Origin of the sequence: Mesorhizobium sp. M2E.F.Ca.ET.209.01.1.1 (assembly GCF_004010375.2) — a bacterium.
GTDB lineage: Bacteria > Pseudomonadota > Alphaproteobacteria > Rhizobiales > Rhizobiaceae > Mesorhizobium.
The window spans coordinates 1-20,111 of the sequence record NZ_SADP02000036.1; the positions used below are offsets into that span (position 1 = coordinate 1).

Annotated in this window: 13 protein-coding genes; 6 read left to right on the plus strand and 7 right to left on the minus strand. The window is 64.7% G+C overall.

All coding sequences use genetic code 11. The features are described from left to right. Positions 1–231 precede the first annotated feature (231 nt). On the plus strand, positions 232–624 hold the full coding sequence (locus tag EN852_RS33655; RefSeq protein ID WP_246694480.1) for a hypothetical protein: 393 nt from the start codon (positions 232–234) through the stop codon (positions 622–624). A gap of 94 nt (positions 625–718) precedes the next feature. Here the strand turns inward: EN852_RS33655 and EN852_RS33660 are convergent, their stop codons facing one another. Both EN852_RS33660 and EN852_RS33665 read right to left on the minus strand, forming a co-directional pair. Further along, positions 719–1,318, minus strand: a complete 600-nt coding sequence (locus EN852_RS33660; protein ID WP_127880062.1) for a DUF922 domain-containing protein — start codon at positions 1,316–1,318, stop codon at positions 719–721. A 183-nt stretch (positions 1,319–1,501) separates the two neighbouring features. Beyond that, positions 1,502–3,205 (minus strand): electron transfer flavoprotein-ubiquinone oxidoreductase, encoded by a 1,704-nt coding sequence (locus EN852_RS33665; RefSeq protein WP_281407817.1) that lies wholly within the window; start codon positions 3,203–3,205, stop codon positions 1,502–1,504. A gap of 226 nt (positions 3,206–3,431) precedes the next feature. Between EN852_RS33665 and EN852_RS33670 the strand changes: the two genes are divergently transcribed. The 3 genes from EN852_RS33670 to EN852_RS33685 all read left to right on the plus strand — a co-directional run bounded on the left by EN852_RS33670 (position 3,432) and on the right by EN852_RS33685 (position 6,273). Beyond that, the gene (locus EN852_RS33670; RefSeq protein WP_127880064.1) at positions 3,432–4,070 is read left to right on the plus strand and encodes a hypothetical protein; all 639 of its coding nucleotides are present in this window, start codon (positions 3,432–3,434) and stop codon (positions 4,068–4,070) included. Between the two features lie 201 nt (positions 4,071–4,271). After that, complete coding sequence (locus EN852_RS33675; protein WP_127880065.1) at positions 4,272–5,216, plus strand: uracil-DNA glycosylase; 945 nt, start codon at positions 4,272–4,274, stop codon at positions 5,214–5,216. A gap of 244 nt (positions 5,217–5,460) precedes the next feature. Continuing rightward, the gene (locus tag EN852_RS33685; RefSeq protein ID WP_127880067.1) at positions 5,461–6,273 is read left to right on the plus strand and encodes a helix-turn-helix transcriptional regulator; all 813 of its coding nucleotides are present in this window, start codon (positions 5,461–5,463) and stop codon (positions 6,271–6,273) included. A gap of 1 nt (position 6,274) precedes the next feature. Here the strand turns inward: EN852_RS33685 and EN852_RS33690 are convergent, their stop codons facing one another. Beyond that, positions 6,275–7,222: a DMT family transporter gene (locus tag EN852_RS33690; RefSeq protein ID WP_127867200.1), complete on the minus strand. Its 948-nt coding sequence runs from the start codon at positions 7,220–7,222 to the stop codon at positions 6,275–6,277. Positions 7,223–7,427: 205 nt separating this feature from the next. Here EN852_RS33690 and pepN point away from each other — a divergent pair, with 205 nt between their 5' ends. Both pepN and EN852_RS33700 read left to right on the plus strand, forming a co-directional pair. Beyond that, on the plus strand, positions 7,428–10,073 hold the full coding sequence (gene pepN, locus EN852_RS33695) for an aminopeptidase N (protein WP_127880068.1): 2,646 nt from the start codon (positions 7,428–7,430) through the stop codon (positions 10,071–10,073). A 181-nt stretch (positions 10,074–10,254) separates the two neighbouring features. Next, positions 10,255–12,576, plus strand: coding sequence for a PAS domain-containing sensor histidine kinase (locus EN852_RS33700; RefSeq protein ID WP_127880069.1), 2,322 nt, complete (start codon positions 10,255–10,257; stop codon positions 12,574–12,576). Positions 12,577–13,072: 496 nt separating this feature from the next. Here EN852_RS33700 and EN852_RS33710 read toward each other — a convergent pair whose 3' ends face one another. The 4 genes from EN852_RS33710 to EN852_RS33725 all read right to left on the minus strand — a co-directional run bounded on the left by EN852_RS33710 (position 13,073) and on the right by EN852_RS33725 (position 20,023). Beyond that, complete coding sequence (locus EN852_RS33710; RefSeq protein WP_127880071.1) at positions 13,073–16,048, minus strand: bifunctional [glutamine synthetase] adenylyltransferase/[glutamine synthetase]-adenylyl-L-tyrosine phosphorylase; 2,976 nt, start codon at positions 16,046–16,048, stop codon at positions 13,073–13,075. Further along, positions 16,048–17,526 (minus strand): HAMP domain-containing sensor histidine kinase, encoded by a 1,479-nt coding sequence (locus tag EN852_RS33715; RefSeq protein ID WP_127880072.1) that lies wholly within the window; start codon positions 17,524–17,526, stop codon positions 16,048–16,050. Before EN852_RS33715 ends, EN852_RS33710 begins: the two co-directional genes overlap by 1 nt. Positions 17,527–17,534: 8 nt before the next feature. Next, positions 17,535–18,209, minus strand: a complete 675-nt coding sequence (locus tag EN852_RS33720; RefSeq protein ID WP_040991372.1) for a response regulator transcription factor — start codon at positions 18,207–18,209, stop codon at positions 17,535–17,537. 260 nt (positions 18,210–18,469) lie between these two features. Further along, a complete protein-coding gene (locus EN852_RS33725) occupies positions 18,470–20,023 on the minus strand; it encodes a Do family serine endopeptidase (protein WP_127880073.1) in 1,554 nt (517 codons plus the stop codon). Between the last annotated feature and the right edge of the window lie 88 nt (positions 20,024–20,111).

The window sequence follows — 20,111 nt, forward strand, 5'->3', positions numbered from 1 at the left end:
TCTCGACGCAGCGGCGTTAGACGGGCATTCTTGTGGATGTTCATTCGGTCCTCCGGGAATCACTGAAGCTTCGACAACCTCAGCTTTCTCGGTCGGGGCCGAATGGACAACCTCCTGAAAGCTCACAGCTAGACTGTTTCAGGGAGCTCAACTGAAAGTCGACGGAACTGACATTACTTGCGCCGCCCAAATTGTCCATCAATCGAAATGGAACCAAATTGGGAGGGGACAATGATGGCCGGTAAAGTGGTAAAAAGGCTGGGCATTCCTTCGGTGGCTCTCCTGCTGATGGCTTCGGTTGCGCCGGCGCATGCCGAATCCTATTCCAACCTGCAGAGCAGCGGCTACAAGACCAGCAAGCTGACGCGTGGCGCGTCGGGTTCGCTGGGCTGGTACGTTTCCAACGGCGAGAAGAAGTTCTTCTGCCGGATGCGGGCCACGAATGCCTATGTCGGCAAGACGGGCATGGTTGGCTTCACCTCGTCGGGCAAGCAGCTTTCCTTAGACCGAAAAGTCTATGAGCAGTATGCGGGGGGATTTGATCCCTCCATGCCGCAGCTTGCCGACCTGAAGGCCGGCAGGCTCAATGCACGCAGTGTCGGCTACTGCGTTCCGGCGAAATAGGCGCGTCCCGGCTCGAAGCGCGTCGCGATCCTTCGGATTCGCTCCATGCGCGTTAGGCCGTCGATTTTACGCATGTCCTTTCGGGAGACATGCTTTAGTTTTTGATCAGCGCATTGACCAGCCGGTCGACATGGCCGCCGTCGCGGTGCTCGCGCGCGTCGAATGCGTTCTGTTTCGCCTCATATTGCGCGTAGACGGCGTCGATCCGGCGCCTGGCCTCGCGATGGGTGGCGGTGCAGAACCAATTGTCGGCAAGCTTCAGGCCGGCAATGGACTTTGCGGTGGCGCGCATCATGGCCTCGGCAATGCGACCGTGGTGATGCTCGTGGGCATGAACGCCGGCAAGGAAGCGCCGCCAGCGCCGCTCGAGCTTGGGCGTTGGCGGCGAGGCCAGGCGAGGAAAATTGTAGGTGAGCTCCATCGTTCCGTCGGCGCCTCGCAACCTGCAGACCCCGGCATCGCGATCCACGTCGAGGTTCCAGTTCACCACATAGCTGGTGTCGGCGATGGCGCGGGTCATGAAGCCGTGCTTGGGACCCTTGCTGTTCATCGCTTCGACCAAGGCAGCGCCGGTCGCGCCGGCGATGTCATAGTTGCGCGTCGTGACCAGCACCTTGGTGCCGGCGATGGCCTCTGGGACGGCGCCGTACAGGCCGCCGAGCGTGATGAGGAATGTAAGAACCGCCAGGCGCATGGCCCATTCGCTCCCTATCCGTAGAGAAGGAACTATAAGCCGCTTGCAATTTCAAGCATGAGCAACCGGCCAGCCCGAACCAGCAAACGGTTGTCGGTCGATGGAGCGGCTCACATGCCCTGGTAGACCGGGCCTTCGCCGGCTTTGTTGGAGCGGCGGTCGAGACGGCCCGATCGGAGCGGCTCACATGCCCTGGTAGACCGGGCCTTCGCCGCCTTGTGGCGGCACCCAGTTGATGTTCTGGTTCGGATCCTTGATGTCGCAGGTCTTGCAGTGCACACAGTTCTGCGCGTTGATGACGAAGCGCACGTCCTTGGCCGACGGATCGGCGGCGGCGTTGCCGTCCTTGTCCACCCATTCATAGACGCCGGCCGGGCAGTAGCGGGTCGAGGGACCGGCGAACACGTCGTGCTCGGAGCGCTGCTGCAGCGCCATGTCGCCGACGATCAGGTGCACCGGCTCGTTTTCCTCGTGATTGGTGTTGGACAGGAACACCGAGGAGAGGCGGTCGAAGGTCAACACGCCGTCCGGCTTGGGATAGGCGATCTTCTGATGCGTCGCCGCTGGTTCGAGCGTCGCATAGTCGGCCTTGCCGTGCTTCAACGTGCCGAAGGGCGAGAAGCCGAACAGCGTGTTCAGCCACATGTCGAGGCCGCCGATGCCGACGCCGACGATGGTGCCGAAGCGCGACCACAGCGGCTTGACGTTGCGCACCTTCTTCAGGTCCTTGCCGATGTCGCTGCCACGCCAGGCTTCTTCGTAGGACACAAGCTCGTCATTGGCGCGGCCGCCAGCGATCGCCTCGGCCACATGCTCGGCCGCCAGCATGCCGGACAGCACCGCATTGTGCGACCCCTTGATGCGCGGAACGTTGACGAAGCCGGCCGCGCAGCCCATCAGCACGCCGCCCGGGAAAGACAGCTTCGGCACGGACTGCCAGCCGCCCTCGGTGATGGCGCGCGCGCCGTAACCGATGCGCTTGGCCCCCGCGAAGGTGCCGGCGATCGCCGGATGCGTCTTGAAGCGCTGGAACTCCTCGAAGGGCGAGAGCCAGGGGTTCTTGTAATTCAGGTGGACGACGAAGCCGACCGCCACCTGGTTGTCTTCCAGATGATAGAGGAAGGAGCCGCCGCCGGTCTTCATGTCGAGCGGCCAGCCGAAGGAGTGCTGCACCAGACCCGGCTTGTGGTTCTCCGGCTTGACCTGCCAGAGTTCCTTGAGGCCGATGCCGAACTTGCCCGGCTCGCGGCCATCGGCAAGCTGATATTTGGCGATAAGCTGCTTGGCCAAGGAGCCGCGCGCGCCCTCGCCGATCAGCACATATTTGCCCATCAGCGCCATGCCGGGCGCGTAGGCCGGGCCATGCGTGCCGTCCTTCTCGACGCCCATGTCGCCGGTGATCACGCCGGTGACGGAACCGGCGTCGTTATAGACCAGGCTTGCCGCGGCGAAGCCCGGATAGATCTCGACACCCAGCGCCTCGGCCTTGGTCGCCAGCCAGCGGCAGACATTGCCGAGCGAGACGATGTAATTGCCGTGATTGTTCATCAGCGGCGGCATCAGGAAATTGGGCAGACGGAAGGAGCCGGCCGGGCCGAGCACCAGGAAATGATCATCGGTCACCGGCGTCTTGAAGGGATGATCGCTTTCTTCGCGCCAGCCGGGCAGCAGCCGGTCGATGCCGATCGGATCGACGACCGCGCCGGACAGGATGTGCGCGCCGACCTCGCCGCCCTTCTCCAGCACAACGACGGAGAGTTCCGGGTTGAGCTGCTTCAAGCGGATCGCCGCGGCAAGGCCGGCGGGACCGGCGCCGACGATCACCACGTCGAATTCCATGCTTTCGCGTTCGATATCGCTCATCGACCCCTCTATGGCTTGCCGCATTCTCGCATTGTGCTGGCTCACGCGCTGCATAGCGCATCAATTCGCGACGCGAAACCGGCGCTGACGTGACAACGCCGATTTCGACAAAAAGTCGCGGTTTTCCCACGAAACGGCAGCAGCACAGGCCATGGCCAAGCATAGGCCAGACCCGGCATGTTGGCAGGCCAGGCGGCGCCTGCATGTTTTTAATTGTTCGGCGGCTTGGTTATCGGCAATACTTCGCGCCATGCGCAGTCCAGAGCCCTCCGGCTTTCCATCAAAGCGCTTACTCTTCACGCCAGGCCTGGCCTGGCGCGCGGTTCTTCCGCTCCTCTTTTTGAGCCTGCCAGCTGAGGCCGATCCGGTGAAGGTCTGGCCCACCGGCGCCTATTCCTTCTCCGACGAGTTGGGCGGCTTCCGCATCACCGGCGTGTCCGGCATCGGCACCAAGGAAGACCCACTGGTCATCAGGGAGGAGCTGAACACGGCGACGCCGGTGACGCTGACCATCCGCGCGACCAAGCCGATCGAGCCCTTCGGCAAAGCCGGCCAAGTCGCCAACGGCGTGATGTATATGCGCATCGACGTGCTCAACAACAGCGCGCTCCCCTGGGTAGAGTTCCAGTTCGAGCTGCAGGAGATCCTCGACCAGCCGAGCGTGTTCGGCGATGGGCTGTCCTTCGACCAGCGCAACAAGACGCCCGACAACATCATCTCCAGCAATTTCACCGATTTCGAGCGTAAGTTCGAACCCTATGACCAGTTGCTGTTCAAAAACGGCAAGGTCGATCCGCTGAAGTCAGCAACTTTCGATTTCCTGATCACCGACTACACGCCGCGCTGGACGTTCTACATCGTGCAGGATCCGCGCATACCGACCGGGTGAAGCACATCGATATTCAGGTGAGGCCGGCCTGCAAATGGCGGCTTCCTGCGCTTCCGGTGCTCACGTACGAAAAGTACGCTCCGCTCCGGTTCTCGGAAACCACCATTTTCGACTCGGCCTGACCTGAATCTCGACATGCTTCAATAGGGCGAACGCGGCTCCAACCTTGCAAATCGGCGCCGCGCGGACAATGGTGGCGCCATGACTGCCGCCTCCCCCAGCACACCTGCCGAGATCGCCGAGCTGCTCGCCTTCTATGCCAGCGCCGGCGTCGACGACGCGCTCGAAGACGCGCCTATCAACCGGTTTGCCGAACCAGCGGCAATGCCAGTTGGACGCGGGCCGGCCGAACGCAGGCCTGCCGAGCGCGCGCCAGCCGCGCCGCGCCGCGAAGCCGCGCCCGAGAGCCGGACGGCACCCGAGCAGGCTCCGGAACGCGTTGAGAACCCACCAGCGCCCTTATCCGGCCTCGACGCCAGCAATATTCCGGATGCACCCGCGCGGGCGCCGGCGGTAGTCGCCGTTCCCGACGAGGCACAGGCGGCCGCGGCGCGCCAGCTCGCGGCAAGCGCTTCGACGCTCGATGAACTGCGCCAACGCATGGCCGCCTTCGACGGCTGCAATCTCAAATTCACCGCCAAGAACCTGGTCTTCGCCGACGGCAACCCCAACGCCGACCTGATGCTGGTCGGCGAGGCGCCGGGCCGCGACGAGGACCTTGAGGGCCTGCCCTTTGTCGGCCGCTCCGGCCGGCTGCTCGACCGCATGCTGGCGGCGATCGGCCTTGACCGGACCTCGGCCTATATCGCCAACGTCATCCCCTGGCGGCCGCCGGGCAACCGCACGCCCACGCCGCACGAGACCGAAATCTGCCGTCCGTTCATCGAAAGGCAGATCGAGCTGGTCAATCCAAAAGTGCTGGTCAATCTCGGCGGCCCGTCGGCCAAGACGCTGCTCAACACGACCGAAGGCATTCTGCGCCTGCGCGGCAACTGGCGGGTGCACACGACCGCTTCCGGGATAGCCATCCCGGCGATGCCGACGCTGCACCCGGCCTATCTGTTGCGGACGCCAGCGCACAAGAAGCTGGCGTGGCGGGATTTTCTCGAGGTGAAGGCGAAGTTGCGGGCGCTGGCGGCTAGCTGACCTCCCCCCTTGGGGGGGAGATGCCTGGCAAGGCAGAGGGGGGCGCTGTCCCGCCAGCCTGTCAACATTGGGCCGGTACGCCAGCCGAGAATTTTAAGATTTCAGAAGCTGGGGTTCCTTCGCGCCCCCCGCTGTCCTGCCGGACATCTCCCCCACAAGGGGGGAGATTGGCTGCTGCTGCGCCTTCGCCAATTACCTCGAACGTAATTGAAATCCCTCCCTGCCCAGCCTAGTCCTGCTCCTCATGACCGCATCCGAACCCTCCGCCGGCAGCCTGATCCGCGAATGGCGCACGCGGCGGCGCATGAGCCAGCTCGATCTCGCCATGGAGGCCGATATCTCGCAGCGGCATCTTTCCTTCGTCGAGAGCGGCCGTGCCCAGCCTTCGCGCGAGATGGTGCTGCATCTGGCCGAGCAGTTGTCGATCCCGCTGCGTCAACGCAACCAGCTGCTGCTCGCCGCGGGCTTCGCGCCGAGCTTCAGCGAGAGATCGCTCAGTGACGCAATGCTGGCGCCAGCGATGGCCGCTGTCGAGACCGTGCTTAAGGGCCATGAGCCCTTTCCGGCGCTGGCGGTGGACCGGCACTGGAACCTGGTTTCGGCAAACACCGCGATCGCCCCGTTCCTCGCCGATATTTCCGAACAGTCGCTGCTCAAATCGCCGGTCAATGTGCTGCGGCTCAGCCTCCATCCCGGTGGCGTCGCGCCGCGCATCGTCAACCTGGCCGAGTGGCGCGCGCATCTGCTGGAGCGCCTGAAGCACCAGAACGATGCCACCGGCGATCCCGTGCTGATCGAACTGGAGCGTGAATTGCGCGCCTACCCGTCCGGCCTGAAGAACAGCCGCCCCGCGCCGGTCGAACCGAGCGGCATCGTCCATCCGCTCAGGCTGGCGCATGGCGATCAGGTGCTTTCCTTCATCAGCACCATCACCGTGTTCGGCACGCCGCTGGACGTCACGCTGTCGGAGCTGGCGATCGAATCCTTTTTCCCGGCCGATGAGCAGACCCGGACCGTGTTGGTGCGGCTGGCGAAGGAGCGTATGGCGGCTTCGTAGCTCACCCCTGCGGTGGCGTCGCCGTCCTGGTACGCGTGCGTTCCAGACCGAGTTGCCGCTCGCGCCAAATGATGAAGATGCCGGCGGCGACCACGATCACGCCGCCGATCAGCGTGTTGAGCGAGGTCACGTCGCCGAAGACGAAATAGCCGACGACGACGCCGAGGATCATCGAGGTGTATTCGAACGGCGCCACAACGGAAGCCTCGGCATGGCGATAGGCCGCGGTCATCAGGATCTGGCCAAGCCCGCCGCAGAAGCCGGCGAAAACGAGCAGTGCCGCCTGCAGCGGCGTCAGCGCCTGCCAGCCGAAAGGCAACGTGAAAAGCGACAGCACCGAAGCCGTCGAGGAGAACCATAGAACGATGGTTGCCGTCTTCTCCGTCTGCACGAGATTGCGCACCAGGAGCATGGCGACCGCCGAAATTGCAGCGGCGATCAGCGCGGCCATGACGCCAAGCACCTCCTGGTCGTCCAGGCCCTGATCGGAATTGAGCAGCGTCAGTTCGGGCCAGGAGATGACCAGCACGCCGGCAAGACCAACGACGACCGCGCTCCAGCGATAGACGCGGATCGTCTCGCCGAGGAAGATCGAGGAGAACACGACGACCAGCAGCGGCTGGGCATAGTTCAGCGTGATCGCCTCAGGCAACGGCAATCTGGTCAGCGCGAAGAAGCCAAGCCCCATGGCGCCGACACCGACCAGGCCGCGCGCGATGTGGTTGAACGGCCGCCTGGTCGTGAAGGCGGTGGCCAGTTCGCCCTTGAAGGCCAGGAAGGCGATGATCGGGAAGATGGCAAAGAAGGAGCGGAAGAACACGATCTGCCCGGCGGGCACGTCGCCGGCGGCCTTGATGCAGGTCTGCATGCCGACGAAAACCGTCACCGAGACGATCTTCAGTGTGATGCCGCGCAGCGTGCTGTGGCCGACGGCATGATCGACGGTCATCTTGCCTCATCAGAATGGTCGGAAAACGAAGCCGCCAAATAGCCTAAGAGCAATTCCAGGAAAAGTGTGAAACCGGAAATTGCGAAAACACACCCTATCCCGCGGTTTTGTCGCGTGGCGGTTTCGTGTAAAGAGCGCGCACCTCAAAATTCCTGGACCAGCCACGCTTGGCTCCCGACCGAAATCGACAGGAAAAGCCCAAGGAATGCGCACCGATACAGGCCATGTCTTCAAGCTCGAAGACTATCGCCCCAGCGACTATCTCATCCCTGCGACCAGCCTCGACTTCCGCCTGTCGCCGGACGCAACCCACGTCACCGCGCTGCTCATCATCGAACGGCGCGAAGGTGTCGTCGCCTCGGCGCCGCTGGTGCTCGACGGCGACGGGCTGACGTTGCTTGGCGTTGCCATCGACGGGCACACGCTCGCGGCCGGCGACTATGAGGCGACGCCGGACCGGCTGACGATCCTGAAGCCGCCGGCAGCACAGCGCTTCGAGCTTCGCCTGGAGACGGAGATCGCGCCTTCGCGCAACGAGGCGCTGATGGGCCTCTATCGCTCCAGCAACGTCTATTGCACGCAATGCGAGGCCGAAGGCTTTCGCCGCATCACCTATTTCCTCGACCGTCCCGATATCCTGTCGGTCTACACGGTGCGCATCGAAGCCCCGCATAACGAGGCGCCGCTCTTGCTTTCCAACGGCAATCCCGTCGAACGCGGCGCGCTCGCCAATGGCCGGCACTACGCGGTCTGGCACGACCCTTTCCCCAAACCCTCCTACCTTTTCGCGCTGGTGGCGGGCGCGCTCGGCAAGGTGGCGGGCAGCTTCACCACGATGTCGGGCCGCAAGGTCGAGCTCGGCATCTATGTCGAGCCTGGCAAGGAGCGGCTTGCCGGCTATGCGATGGACGCGCTGAAGCGCTCGATGAAATGGGACGAGGAAGCCTTCGGCCGCGAATACGATCTCGACGTCTTCAACATCGTCGCCGTCTCCGACTTCAACATGGGCGCGATGGAGAACAAGGGCCTCAACGTCTTCAACGACAAATATGTGCTGGCCGACGAGGAGACCGCGACGGACGCCGACTTCGCCAATATCGAGGCGATCATCGCGCATGAGTATTTCCACAATTGGACCGGCAACAGAATCACTTGCCGCGACTGGTTCCAGCTCTGCCTGAAGGAAGGTCTGACGGTCTACCGCGACCACGAATTCTCCGCCGACCAGCGCTCGCGGGCGGTGAAGCGCATCGCAGAAGTGCGCACGCTGCGCGCGCACCAGTTCCCGGAAGACCAGGGGCCGCTGGCGCATCCGGTCAGGCCGCGCCGCTACCGCGAGATCAATAACTTCTACACGGCGACCGTCTACGAGAAGGGTTCGGAAGTGGTGCGCATGATTCGCACCATCCTCGGGCCGGAGACCTTCCGTGCCGGCATGGATCTCTATTTCGAGCGGCACGACGGCCAGGCCGCGACGGTCGAGGACTTTTTGAAAGTCTTCGAGGACGTGTCGGGACGGGACCTGGCGCAATTCGCGCTCTGGTACCATCAGGCCGGCACGCCGAACCTGACGGTGAGCTCCACGCACAATGCGGCGGCCATGGAGTTCACGCTCGAGATCGAGCAGTCGGTGCCGCCAACGCCGTCGGAAAGCCGCAAGCGGCTGATGCATATTCCCCTTGCCTTCGGACTTGTCGGTGCCGACGGCAAGCCTGTCACCTGGGACGCCGTCGAGGGCGCGACGGTGGATGACGGCGTCATCCATATCCGCAAGCGCCGGCACATGGTGCGCTTTTCCGGCGTTTCGGAACGGCCCTCGGTGTCGCTCAACCGCGGCTTCTCGGCGCCGGTCACGCTTTCGGTGCAGCAGAAACCGGAAGACCAGTTCTTCCTCGCGGCGCATGACAGCGACCCCTTCTCGCGCTGGCAGGCGTTCAACACGCTTTTGACCGACGCGCTGATCGCCGCCTTCCGGCAAGTGCTCGGTGGCAAGGAGCCGGTCTTCGCGGCACGGCTGGCCGAGCTTGCCGGCAGGATCGCCGGCGACGAGGCGCTGGAGCCGGCCTACCGCGCGCTGGCGCTCACGCTTCCCGGCGAAGCCGACATTGCCCGCGACATCGGCAAGGGCATCGACCCCGACGCCATCTTCGCCGCGCGCGAGGCGCTGGCGCGGACGATCGCCGAGGCAAACCGCGAGGCCTTCCTGGCGCTCTACGGCAGCCTTGCCGACAAGGGTCCGTTCAGCCCCGACGCGGCGAGCGCCGGGCGCAGGGCGCTACGCAACACCTTGCTCGACTATCTTTCGCTGCTGCCGGACGGCGCGGGCCTCGCCGCGCGGCACTTCAACGCCGCCACCAACATGACCGACCGCGCGGCGGCGCTTGCCGTGCTGGCGCATCGTCATTCCGGCACGGCCGAGGCCGAAGAGGCGCTGGCAGCCTTCGAGGCCCGCTATCGCGGCGACGCGCTGGTGCTCGACAAATGGTTCCAGATCCAGGCCGGCGTGCCCGGCGCGCGGACCGTCGACAAGGTGCGCGACCTCATGCGGCATCCAGCCTTCTCGATCGCCAACCCGAACCGGGTGCGTTCGCTGATCGGCACCTTCTCCAGCGCCAACCAGACCGGCTTCCACCGCGCCGACGGCGAAGGCTATCGCCTGTTCGCCGAGACGGTGCTGGAGGTCGAGAAGCGCAATCCGCAAGTGGCGGCGCGGCTGGCGACTGCGCTGAGGTCATGGCGCTCGCTGGAGACCGGACGACAGGCCAAGGCCAAGCAGGCGCTGCTCGACATGGCTAAGGTCGAGAACCTGTCGGCGGATTTGCGGGACATTGTGGAGCGCACGCTGGCGTAGCGCCAGCTTCCCTTCTCCCCTTGCGGGAGAAGGGAAGGCGAAACGACAAATTTCAATCAACTTTTAATCTTTTTCGCCCGCGCCTCTGGACAAGGCGAATCGGCTTTGATTCTTTAATGGCGATTCGGGCGTGCGGCGTATCCGGGTCATCCAGTATAGGGCAGATCGGGGAGTGCCATTTATGGCCAAGGCGGACGCGTGGGGCGCGCCCGGAGGGAAGGCTTTTGCCCGTCGCAAGGCAAGGAGCGATGGACTTGCCGGCAATACGCGCCTGATCGCCGAACCCACCTATCAGCGGCTCTTGGCCGCCGAGCCGTTTCTGCGCCGGTCGATCCCGGCGCTGATCGTTATTTTCCTCATCGTCATCGCGGCGCTGCGCTTCCTGTCGCTGATGAACGAACATGACCAGATCGAGCGCGACGCCAGGGCAGTGCTGGCGCTGGCCGCCGGCCAGATGGCGCAAGCGATCACGGCAGACCCCAACGCCGCGGGCGCCAACGCCATCAGCCTGCTGGAAAGCACCAGCCGGCAGGGCGCCATGAGCCGCGCCCATGTGCTCGCGATCACCGATGCCAACTTCAAGGTCATCGCCGTCTCGCCGCTGTCGACGGGCTGGCAGGGCCGCACGCTGGACAGTGTGGTGTTGGGCGGCCAGCCGTTGTTCATGTTCGGCGACCGTGCCGGCGTGATGGATGTCTCGATCGCCGGACAGGACTGGTTCGCCGCCGTCAGCCTCAGCGGCGATCGCAAGCACGCGGCCGCCGTGCTGGTGCCGCAGGAAGCGGTGTTCGACAATTGGCGCAAGTCGATGTCGCTCAACGTCACGCTGTTCGTGCTGACAGCGGGCGTGCTGATCGTCATCCTCTACGCCTATTTCGGCCAGGCGGCGCGCGCCCAGGCGGCGGACCGCATCTACCTGGAGGCGCATCAGCGCATCGACATGGCGCTCGTGCGTGGCCGCTGCGGCCTGTGGGACTGGGACATGGTGCGCGGCAAGATGTACTGGTCGCGCTCGATGTACGACATGCTGGGCTACGAGCCCTGCGATTCAATGCTTTCCTTCGGCGAGGTCGACGAGATCATCCATCCCGAGGACGGCGACCTGTTCGAGCTCGCCAACCGCATCGTCGAACGCGAGATCGACCATATCGACCAAGTCTTCCGCATGCGCCACGCCGACGGGCAATGGGTTTGGATGCGGGCCCGCGCCCAGGTGATCGACCCGGAAGCGCCGGAGATCCAGCTGATCGGCATCGCCGTCGACGTCACCGAGCAGCGGCATCTGGCGCTGCGTTCGGAAGCGGCCGACATGCGACTGAGAACCGCGATCGAGAACATCAACGAATCCTTCGTGCTGTGGGATGCCTCCGAGCGGCTGATCATGTGCAACTCCAAGTTCCAGAAGGACAATGGGCTGTCGGACCGCGATGTCGTGCCGGGCGTCGGTCGTGACGCGCTGGAGGAGCGGATGCTGGCCTTCGCCTCGGAGCGCAGGCTCGCCAACGCCAACGGGCCACATGGCGGCGTCACCCTGGAGCGCCAGCTTGCCGACGGGCGCTGGTTGCAGGTGAACGAGCTCAGGACCCGCGACGGCGGCATCGTCTCGGTCGGCTCCGACATCACCCAGATCAAGCTGCATCAGGAGAAACTGGTCGACAGCGAGCGCCGGCTGATGGCGACGATCCACGATCTCAGCCTCGCCCGCCGCGCCGAGGAGGAACGCTCCAGCGAACTGGTCGAGCTCAACCGCAAATACATGAAAGAAACCGAGCGCGCCGAGGCGGCCAACCGCGCCAAATCGGAGTTCCTCGCCAACATGTCGCATGAGCTGCGCACGCCGCTCAACGCCATCATCGGCTTCTCCGAGCTGATGCAGCAAGGCCTGTTCGGGCCGCTCGGCTCCGAGCGCTACGAGGAGTACGCGACCGACATCAACGGCAGCGGCAAATACCTGCTCGGCGTCATCAACGACATCCTCGACATGTCGAAGATCGAGGCCGGCCAGTTCTCGCTCGATCGCGAAGAGATCGACCTCTGCCCGTTGATCAGGGAAACGGTGCGGGTGATCTCGCTGCAGGCGGCGGAGAAGTCGATCAATGTCGAGACGCGCATCGCCGATGCGATGCGCGTCTATGCCGACCGCCGCGCCATCAAGCAGATTGCCATCAACCTGCTCTCCAACGCGGTGAAGTTCACCGGACAGGGCGGCAAGATCACGGTCAGGGCGCGCAACACGTCGGGCGCCCTGCTGCTCACCATCGAGGACAATGGCTGCGGCATTCCCAAGCAGGCGCTGAGCAAGCTCGGCCGGCCGTTCGAGCAGGTGCAGAACCAATTCTCCAAGAACCACACCGGCTCGGGCCTCGGCCTCGCCATCTCGCGCTCGTTGGCCGAACTGCAGGGTGGCGCGCTGAAGATCCGCTCGACCGAGGGCGTCGGCACGATCGTGTCGGTGCGCATTCCGCTGAAGAAGGCGCCGGCTGCGGTGAAGGCTGCGGCTTAGGTTAGACCGGTTTCGAACCAGTGGGGTTTAGATCGTTTGCGGCAGCCGGCGCCGGGCTTGCCTCGGCGCCTTTCGATGCCCGTCTATAAACCAAGGCGACGACGAGACCGAAATACCCGACCTGCAGAACGACCATGGCCAGCATTGCCCATCCGAGCGCCGTCCAGACGGAACCAGTTTCCATGCCAGCCCAGACCGCCACCGTGAATGACGCTGCGAACATGCCCACCAAGAATTTCTGAAGTTCCATAGTTGCCCAGCACCCCAAGTTTTGGCGATTTGGAAGGCTTTCACGTCAGCCGTTGTGAAAGAACCCGCCGCTCCATTTGCGAAGCGGCGAGGCCCCCCTTCGTCGGGGTGAATTGACGCCCCGGCATTGCTGACAGTGCAATTGCGGTGCCAGACCCATTGACCCATTACGGGACACCTCTGCCAATGGTGCAAGACCGGATCGCCGATTAATATTAACTGTGGCTAATGTGCCACCCGGGGAATCTCATGGCGACGATGCGGTTGATGGCGACGCTCCCGCACGAAGCAGACGGTCGAAATCCTGCCTGACCTTCCGCGATGTCTCCTTGAGATGCGCTTCCAGCACGGTGAAATCCGGCAGGTCGGTGACCGCCAGAAGCAGGTCGGCAAGCCCCGGCGGGACATCGTCGCGCTGGAACTCGCCGGTGAGGCAAAGCCTGATCATCTGCGTCAGCGCCAGATAAAGCCGGTAGGCCTCGGCAAGCTCTTCGCGGATATCGGGTGCGGCGAAACCGGGGGCGAGCCGGGCCAGAATGTCTGCCGTCGCCGTCACCCGGCGGCCGGGCTCGACATTGCCGGTGATGGTCGCGACCTGGGCGATGAATTCCATATCTATGAGCCCTCCCGGGATCAGCTTGATGTCCCAGAGGTCTCGCGGTGGCTTTTCCTTCTCGATCAAGGCGCGCATGTCCGAGGCCTCGGTTTTCACCTTGGCGGCATCGCGCGGCTGCGCCAGCACCGCCGCCACTTCGTCGTCGAGCTCGATGCAGAGTTCGGCATCGCCGCCGATGGCGCGGGCTCGCGCCAGTGCCATGTGCTCCCAGGTCCAGGCATCCTGGCGCTGATATTTCTTGAACGCGTCGATATGGGTGGCGACCGGCCCCTTGTTGCCGGAGGGACGCAAGCGCAAATCCAATTCATAGAGCACGCCCTCGGCTGTCGGCGCCGAGACGGCGGCGATCAGGCGCTGCGTCATGCGGGTATAGTAATGCGACGGCGCCAGCGGCCTGTCGCCGTCGGAATCTTCCGCGTCGGCGTCATGGTCATAGAGCAGGATGAGATCGACATCCGAACCGGCGGTGAGCTCGCGGCTGCCTAGCTTGCCCATGCCGAGCAGCGCCACCCTGCCGCCGGCGATGCTGCCGTGGCGCAGCGCGAATTCGGCGATCACCGCTTGAAGCGCGGCCTCGATGGTCAGGTCGGCGAGATCGGAGAAGGCGCGCCCGGCGCGCGCAGGATCAATCGAGCCGGCAAGCAGGCGCACGCCGATCAGGAATTTCTGCTCGGAGGCGAAGATGCGCAGGCGGTCGAGCACATCCTCATAGGCGCGGTCGCCTTCGATGAAGGCAGCAAGCCGCGCCGAAAGATAAGCGCGGTTGGGGAGCTCGGTGAGCAGCGCAGGGTCGAGTAGGCCGTCGAAGACATGCGGACGACGCGTGATGATGGCCGCCAGCCGGGGCGCGGCGCCCATGATGGTCGCCATCAGCTTGAGCAGCGCCGGGTTCGATTGCAGCAGCGAGAAGAGCTGGATGCCCGCCGGCAGGCCGGCGAGGAACTCGTCGAAGCGGATCAGCGCCTCGTCGGCGCGGCGCGTCTGGCCGAAGGCTTTGAGCAGCGCCGGCGTCAGTTCGGTCAGCCGCTCGCGCGCTTCGGCCGACTGGGTGACGCGGTAGCGACCGAAATGCCAGCCGCGGATGACGCGGCAGATGTCGCTCGGCCGGTGGAAGCCTAGCCTATGCAAGGTCTGCAGCGTGTCGGGATCGTCGACATCGCCGGTGAAGACCAGATTGCCGACGCCGGCAGACAGTTCCGGCGCTGTCTCGAACAGCGCTGCATAATGGCGCTCGACCTGCTGCAGCGAAGCGCGGAAGGCCTGCGTGAACTCCGCCTCGCCGGCAAAGCCCAGCATCAACGCGATACGCTCCAACTCCACGTCGCTGTCGGGCAGGATATGCGTCTGCTCGTCCGCCACCATCTGGATGGCGTGCTCGACGCGGCGCAGGAACCAGTATTGCCGGGTGAGCGCATCGCGCGCGTCGGCGGTGATCCATCCGTGCGCGGCGAGCGCGCCCAGCATCGGCACGGTCTCGCGGCCGCGCAGTTGCGGAAAGCGGCCGCCGGCGATGAGCTGCTGGGTCTGGACGAAGAACTCGATCTCGCGGATGCCGCCGCGGCCGAGCTTGACGTTATGGCCCTTCACGGCGATCTCGCCATGGCCCTTGTGGGCATGGATCTGGCGCTTGATCGAATGGACGTCAGCGATCGCGGCATAGTCCATGTATTTGCGCCAGACATAGGGCTGCAATTCCTTGAGGAAGGCGGCGCCGGCAGCGAGGTCGCCGGCCACCGGCCGCGCCTTGATCATGGCGGCGCGCTCCCAGTTCTGGCCGCGCGCCTCGTAATAGCGAAGCGCGGCCTCGACCGGGATCGCCAGCGGCGTCGAGCCGGGATCGGGGCGCAGCCTGAGATCGGTGCGGAACACATAGCCATGCTCGGTGCGGTCCTGCAGGATGCGCACAAGACGGCGGGTGAGCCTGGAGAACAGCTCGGTCGCATCGAGCGGATCGATGACGGCCGGCGCCTCCGGATCGAAGAAGACGACGAGATCGATATCGGAGGAAAAGTTCAGCTCATGCGCGCCGAGCTTACCCATGCCGAGCAGGATCCAGCCTGAATCCTTGGCTGGCACCGCCGGCTTCGGTAGCCTGAGCTTGCCTTGCCGGTGCGCGTCGAGCAGCAGGAAATCGACGGCGGCGTTTGTACAGGCGTCCGCGAGACCGCTGAGGCGGCGCACCGCCACCGAGGTCTCCGCCTCGCCTGAAAGATCGGCCAGCGCGATCAGGAAATGCGCTTCGGTCTTCCATTGCCTGAGTTGCATCATCAGCCCGGATTCCGAGACATCCTCAGCCTGGGCCGCACCGCCGATCGCCGCGCTGATGGCGGCGAGCCGCGCTTCGACCGTCTCGTCGAACAGCATCTCGAGGATTGCCGGCCGCCGGCGCGCGACGTCGCGCAGGAAGGGCGACAGGTCGAAGACGGCCGCCAGCAGGTCCTGCAGCGGCCCCTCGCCAGCCAGGAACGCAGCAAGGCGGGAAAGTCCCTCCTCTTCGGCGGCATCGGCGATTTCCGACAATTCGCGACGGGCATGTTTCGCGTCCAAAGGCCGGAGCGCCAATGTCGGGTTAAGCTGGAACTCGGATTCGATTTTCTTCTTCGCCATCAATGCGTCTCCCGCAACGGGAAACTCATGACCACGGACAATCCGGGATTGGCGGGCAAAAGATCAAGCCTGCCGTTGTGGAAAGTCATGATTGCCTTGGCGAGGCTGAGGCCGAGGCCCGAGCCCGGCTGCGAGCGGCTCTTTTCCAGGCGTACGAAACGCTCGGTGGCGCGGGCGCGGTCGGCGTCGTCGGGAATGCCGTGGCCATTGTCGGTGACGGTAAGCTTGATTTCGCTTCCGGCGCGTTCCAGCGCCACACGCACCTTCGGCGCCTCGGCGGCGTCGGTCGAGTATTTGATGGCGTTGTCGACGATGTTGGATAGCGCCTGACCGATCAGCTCGCGATTGCCGCTGATCGTGAAGGCTTCGGGGACGGTCGCTTCGAGCGCCACGCCCGCCTCCTCCGCGACCGGCTCGTATAGCTCGACGACGTCGCTCACCGTGGCGGCGAGATCGACCGGACCGGTCTGTTCCGAGGAATAGCCAGCCTCCAGGCGCGAGATCATCAGGATGGCGTTGAACGTCTTGATGAGCTGGTCGGACTCCGCGATCGTGCCTTCCAGCGCCTGGCGGTAGTCTGCGGTCTTGTGCCGGCCGGCAAGCGTCGCCTCGGCGCGGTTGCGCAGCCTGGTCAGCGGCGTCTTCAGATCATGGGCGATGTTGTCGGAGACCTGCTTCAGCCCCTCGTTCAGCAGGGCGATCCTGGCCAGCATCGCATTGAGGTTTTCCGACAGGCGGTCGAACTCGTCGCCGGCACCGGTGACCGGCAGCCGCCCCGACAAATCGCCGCCCATGATACGGCGGCTGGCATCCGAGACGCTGTCGATGCGTTTCAGCGCGGCGCGCCCGACAAAGAACCAGATCAGGAGACCGCCCAGGCCCATCATGCCGAGCGCCAGCGTCAGCGCCCGGCTGATGACGGCGCGGAAACGCTCCGGCTCGCCGAGGTCGCGGCCGACCAGCATGATCATCTGGTTTGGCAGTCGCAGCACCAGGGCGATGGCGTTGTGGCCCTTTTCGCCTGTCGATTGGGGGTTGCCGCCGTCGCCGGTCTGGGGCGCGGGCTGGTCGGTAGCTCCGCTGCGCAGCCGGTCGAGCTCGCCCTCACCGAAGCGCTGGTAGGAAAAGGGCTCGGTCGTCCAGCCTTCCGTCTCGATGACCCCCGGCTCCAGGCTCTGCACATTGCCGGTCAGGATCTGGCCGTTGGCGTCGGCAATGAGATAGAGGTTGGCGCCCGGCTGGCGCGAGCGGTTCTCGACGACGCGCACCAGCACAGGCAGGCCGCCGCGCTGATAGGCTTGGGCCAGGCCCAGCACCTCGTCGTTGATGGTTTCCTGCGTCTGCGCGGTCAGCATGCGCGCCGACAGCGACGTCATGTAGAAGACGAGCAGCACAGCGCAGAGCGCGAAAAGCAGAAGATAGAGCGCCGAGAGCCGGGCCGCCGTCGTCTTCATGATGGCCGGCAGGGAAAGAGCCATGATCGGCTTTACCCACCCTTCAGCATGTAGCCGGCGCCCCGGATCGTGTGCAGGATCGGCTTGTCGAAGCCTTTTTCGATCTTGCCGCGCAGGCGAGAGACATGGACGTCGATGACGTTGGTCTGCGGATCGAAGTGATAGTCCCAGACATTTTCAAGCAGCATGGTGCGCGTCACCACCTGGCCGGCATGGCGCATCAGATATTCGAGCAGGCGGAACTCGCGCGGCTGCAGCGTGATCTCGCGGCCGGCGCGCTTGACCGAATGCGACAGCCGGTCGAGCTCGAGATCGCCGACCCGGTAGACGGTCTCGGACTCGCGCGCGCTGGCGCGGCGGTTCAGCACCTCGACGCGGGCGAGCAGTTCGGAAAAGGCGTAGGGCTTGGTGAGATAATCGTCGCCGCCGGCGCGCAAGCCGGTGACCCGGTCGTCGACCTCGCCCAGCGCGGACAGGATCAGCACTGGCGTGGTGTTGCCGCGCGAGCGAAGGGCGGCGATCACCGACAGGCCGTCGCGCCGCGGCATCAGGCGGTCAACCACCATCACGTCATAATCGCCGGCATCGGCGAGCGCGAAGCCGGTCTCGCCGTCGCCAGCGACATGGGCGGTATGGCCCGCCTCGGCGAAGGCTTTCTGCAAGTAGTCCGCTGCCTCGCGATCGTCTTCCATGACGAGAATCTTCATGGAGCCGTTATACGCGATTTCACTGGAAGGTTGAGAGGCAGTCATTGCTTCCTGCTTTGCCTTGATTAGTCGCATGTCGTCTTCCCAAAACCGGCAGCCACTTTTGGGCGACATGCGATAAAGCGGCAGCGGGTGATGGGAAACCCGCTGCCGCCAAGGAGCGAAACACGGTGACTGACTTACGTGCTCGGCCCCATGTTTTCCCGGCGGCGGCTCGGGGGTGTTGATACCGCCGCTGGGAAAATCTGAACGCTGAGACCTCAGCCCTTGCCGACCGGCAGCGCCACGAAGCGGTTCGAGTCGTCGCGGGTGATCTGCATCAGCACGGCCTTGCGCCCTGCCTTGGCTGCATCGGTCATCGCCTTGGAGACGTCGTCGGTGGTGTTCACGTCGTTCGAATTGATCGAGGTGATGACGTCGCCGGGCTGGATGCCGCGGTCGGCCGCGTCGCTGTCGGGATCGACATCGGTGACCACGAGGCCCTTGCCCTTTTCCGCCTTGGTGACGGTCAGGCCGAGATCGGCCAGCGTGTCTGCCTTGGCGGCGGGCGCCGACTGCTTGCTGCTGTCGTCGTTCGAGGCCTGCTTGTCGCTCGAAGGCAGCGTGCCGAGATCGACCTTGACCGTCTCGGCCTTGCCGTTGCGCCAGACGGTGACGTCGACCGACTTGCCCGGCGCGAACGCACCGATCATGCGGGCGAGCTCCTTCGGCGAGGCGACATCCTTGCCGTCGACCTGGGTGATGACGTCACCGGCGACGATGCCCGCCTTCTTGCCCGGACCTGCGTCCTGGGCGCTCGACACCAGCGCGCCCTTGTCCGACTTCAGGCCGAGCGACTCGGCGATGTCGGAGGTGACCGGCTGGATCTCGACGCCAAGCCAGCCACGCTGGACGGAGCCGCTCTTCATCAGGTCCTGGACGACCTGCTTGGCGGTCGAGGCCGGGATGTCGAAGGCGATGCCGACGCTGCCGCCCGACGGCGAGAAGATGGCGGTGTTGATGCCGATCACCTGGCCGTTGAGGTTGAAGGTCGGACCGCCCGAATTGCCGCGGTTGACCGAAGCGTCGATCTGGATGAAGTCGTCATAAGGGCCGGCGCCGATGTCGCGGCCGCGGGCCGAGACGATGCCGGCGGTGACAGTGCCGCCAAGGCCGAACGGATTGCCGACGGCAACCACCCAGTCGCCGATGCGGACCTTGGAATCGTCGGCGAAGTCGACATAGGTGAACTTGCTGCCGCCGCCATCGACCTTCAGCACGGCAAGGTCGGTGCGCGGATCGGTGCCGATCAGCTTGGCGTCGAGTTCCTTGCCGTCATTGGTGACGACGCTGAAGTCCGAGCCTTCCGACACGACATGGTTGTTGGTGACGAGATAGCCGTCCTCCGAGATGAAGAAGCCCGAGCCCTGGGCAACCGGGCGCGGCTCGCCATTGCCATGGTTGCGATGGTTGAACGGGCGCATGCCGAACTGCTGGCCGCCCTGGTCGCCGAAGCCGCGGAACTCCTTGAAGAAGCGGCGCAGCTGCGGATTGTCGGGCAGGTTGTCGAAACCGTTCTGGTCGTCGGAGCCGTCATCGGCGGTCGGCTGAATCTTGGCCTTGACCTTGACGCTGACCACCGCCGGCGAGACGTGCTCGACGACATCGGCGAAGCTCGGCATCTGCGGGGCTTCCACGCGCACGGCATCGGCCAGCACGGGGGCAGTGCCGGTTGCGAGCATGCCCGCGCCGACCGTGCCGACAACGGCCAGGGAAGCGACGGCGGCCATCAGGCGCTTTCGGGTGCGGGAATATGAATTGGGGGCAATATTCATGGGGTCTCGTTTCCTCTTTCGACGTGGATGCGCTCAGGCGAAGCATCCTCGGGCAAGAGAATTAGGGAGCCGCACATTACGGCGCCAT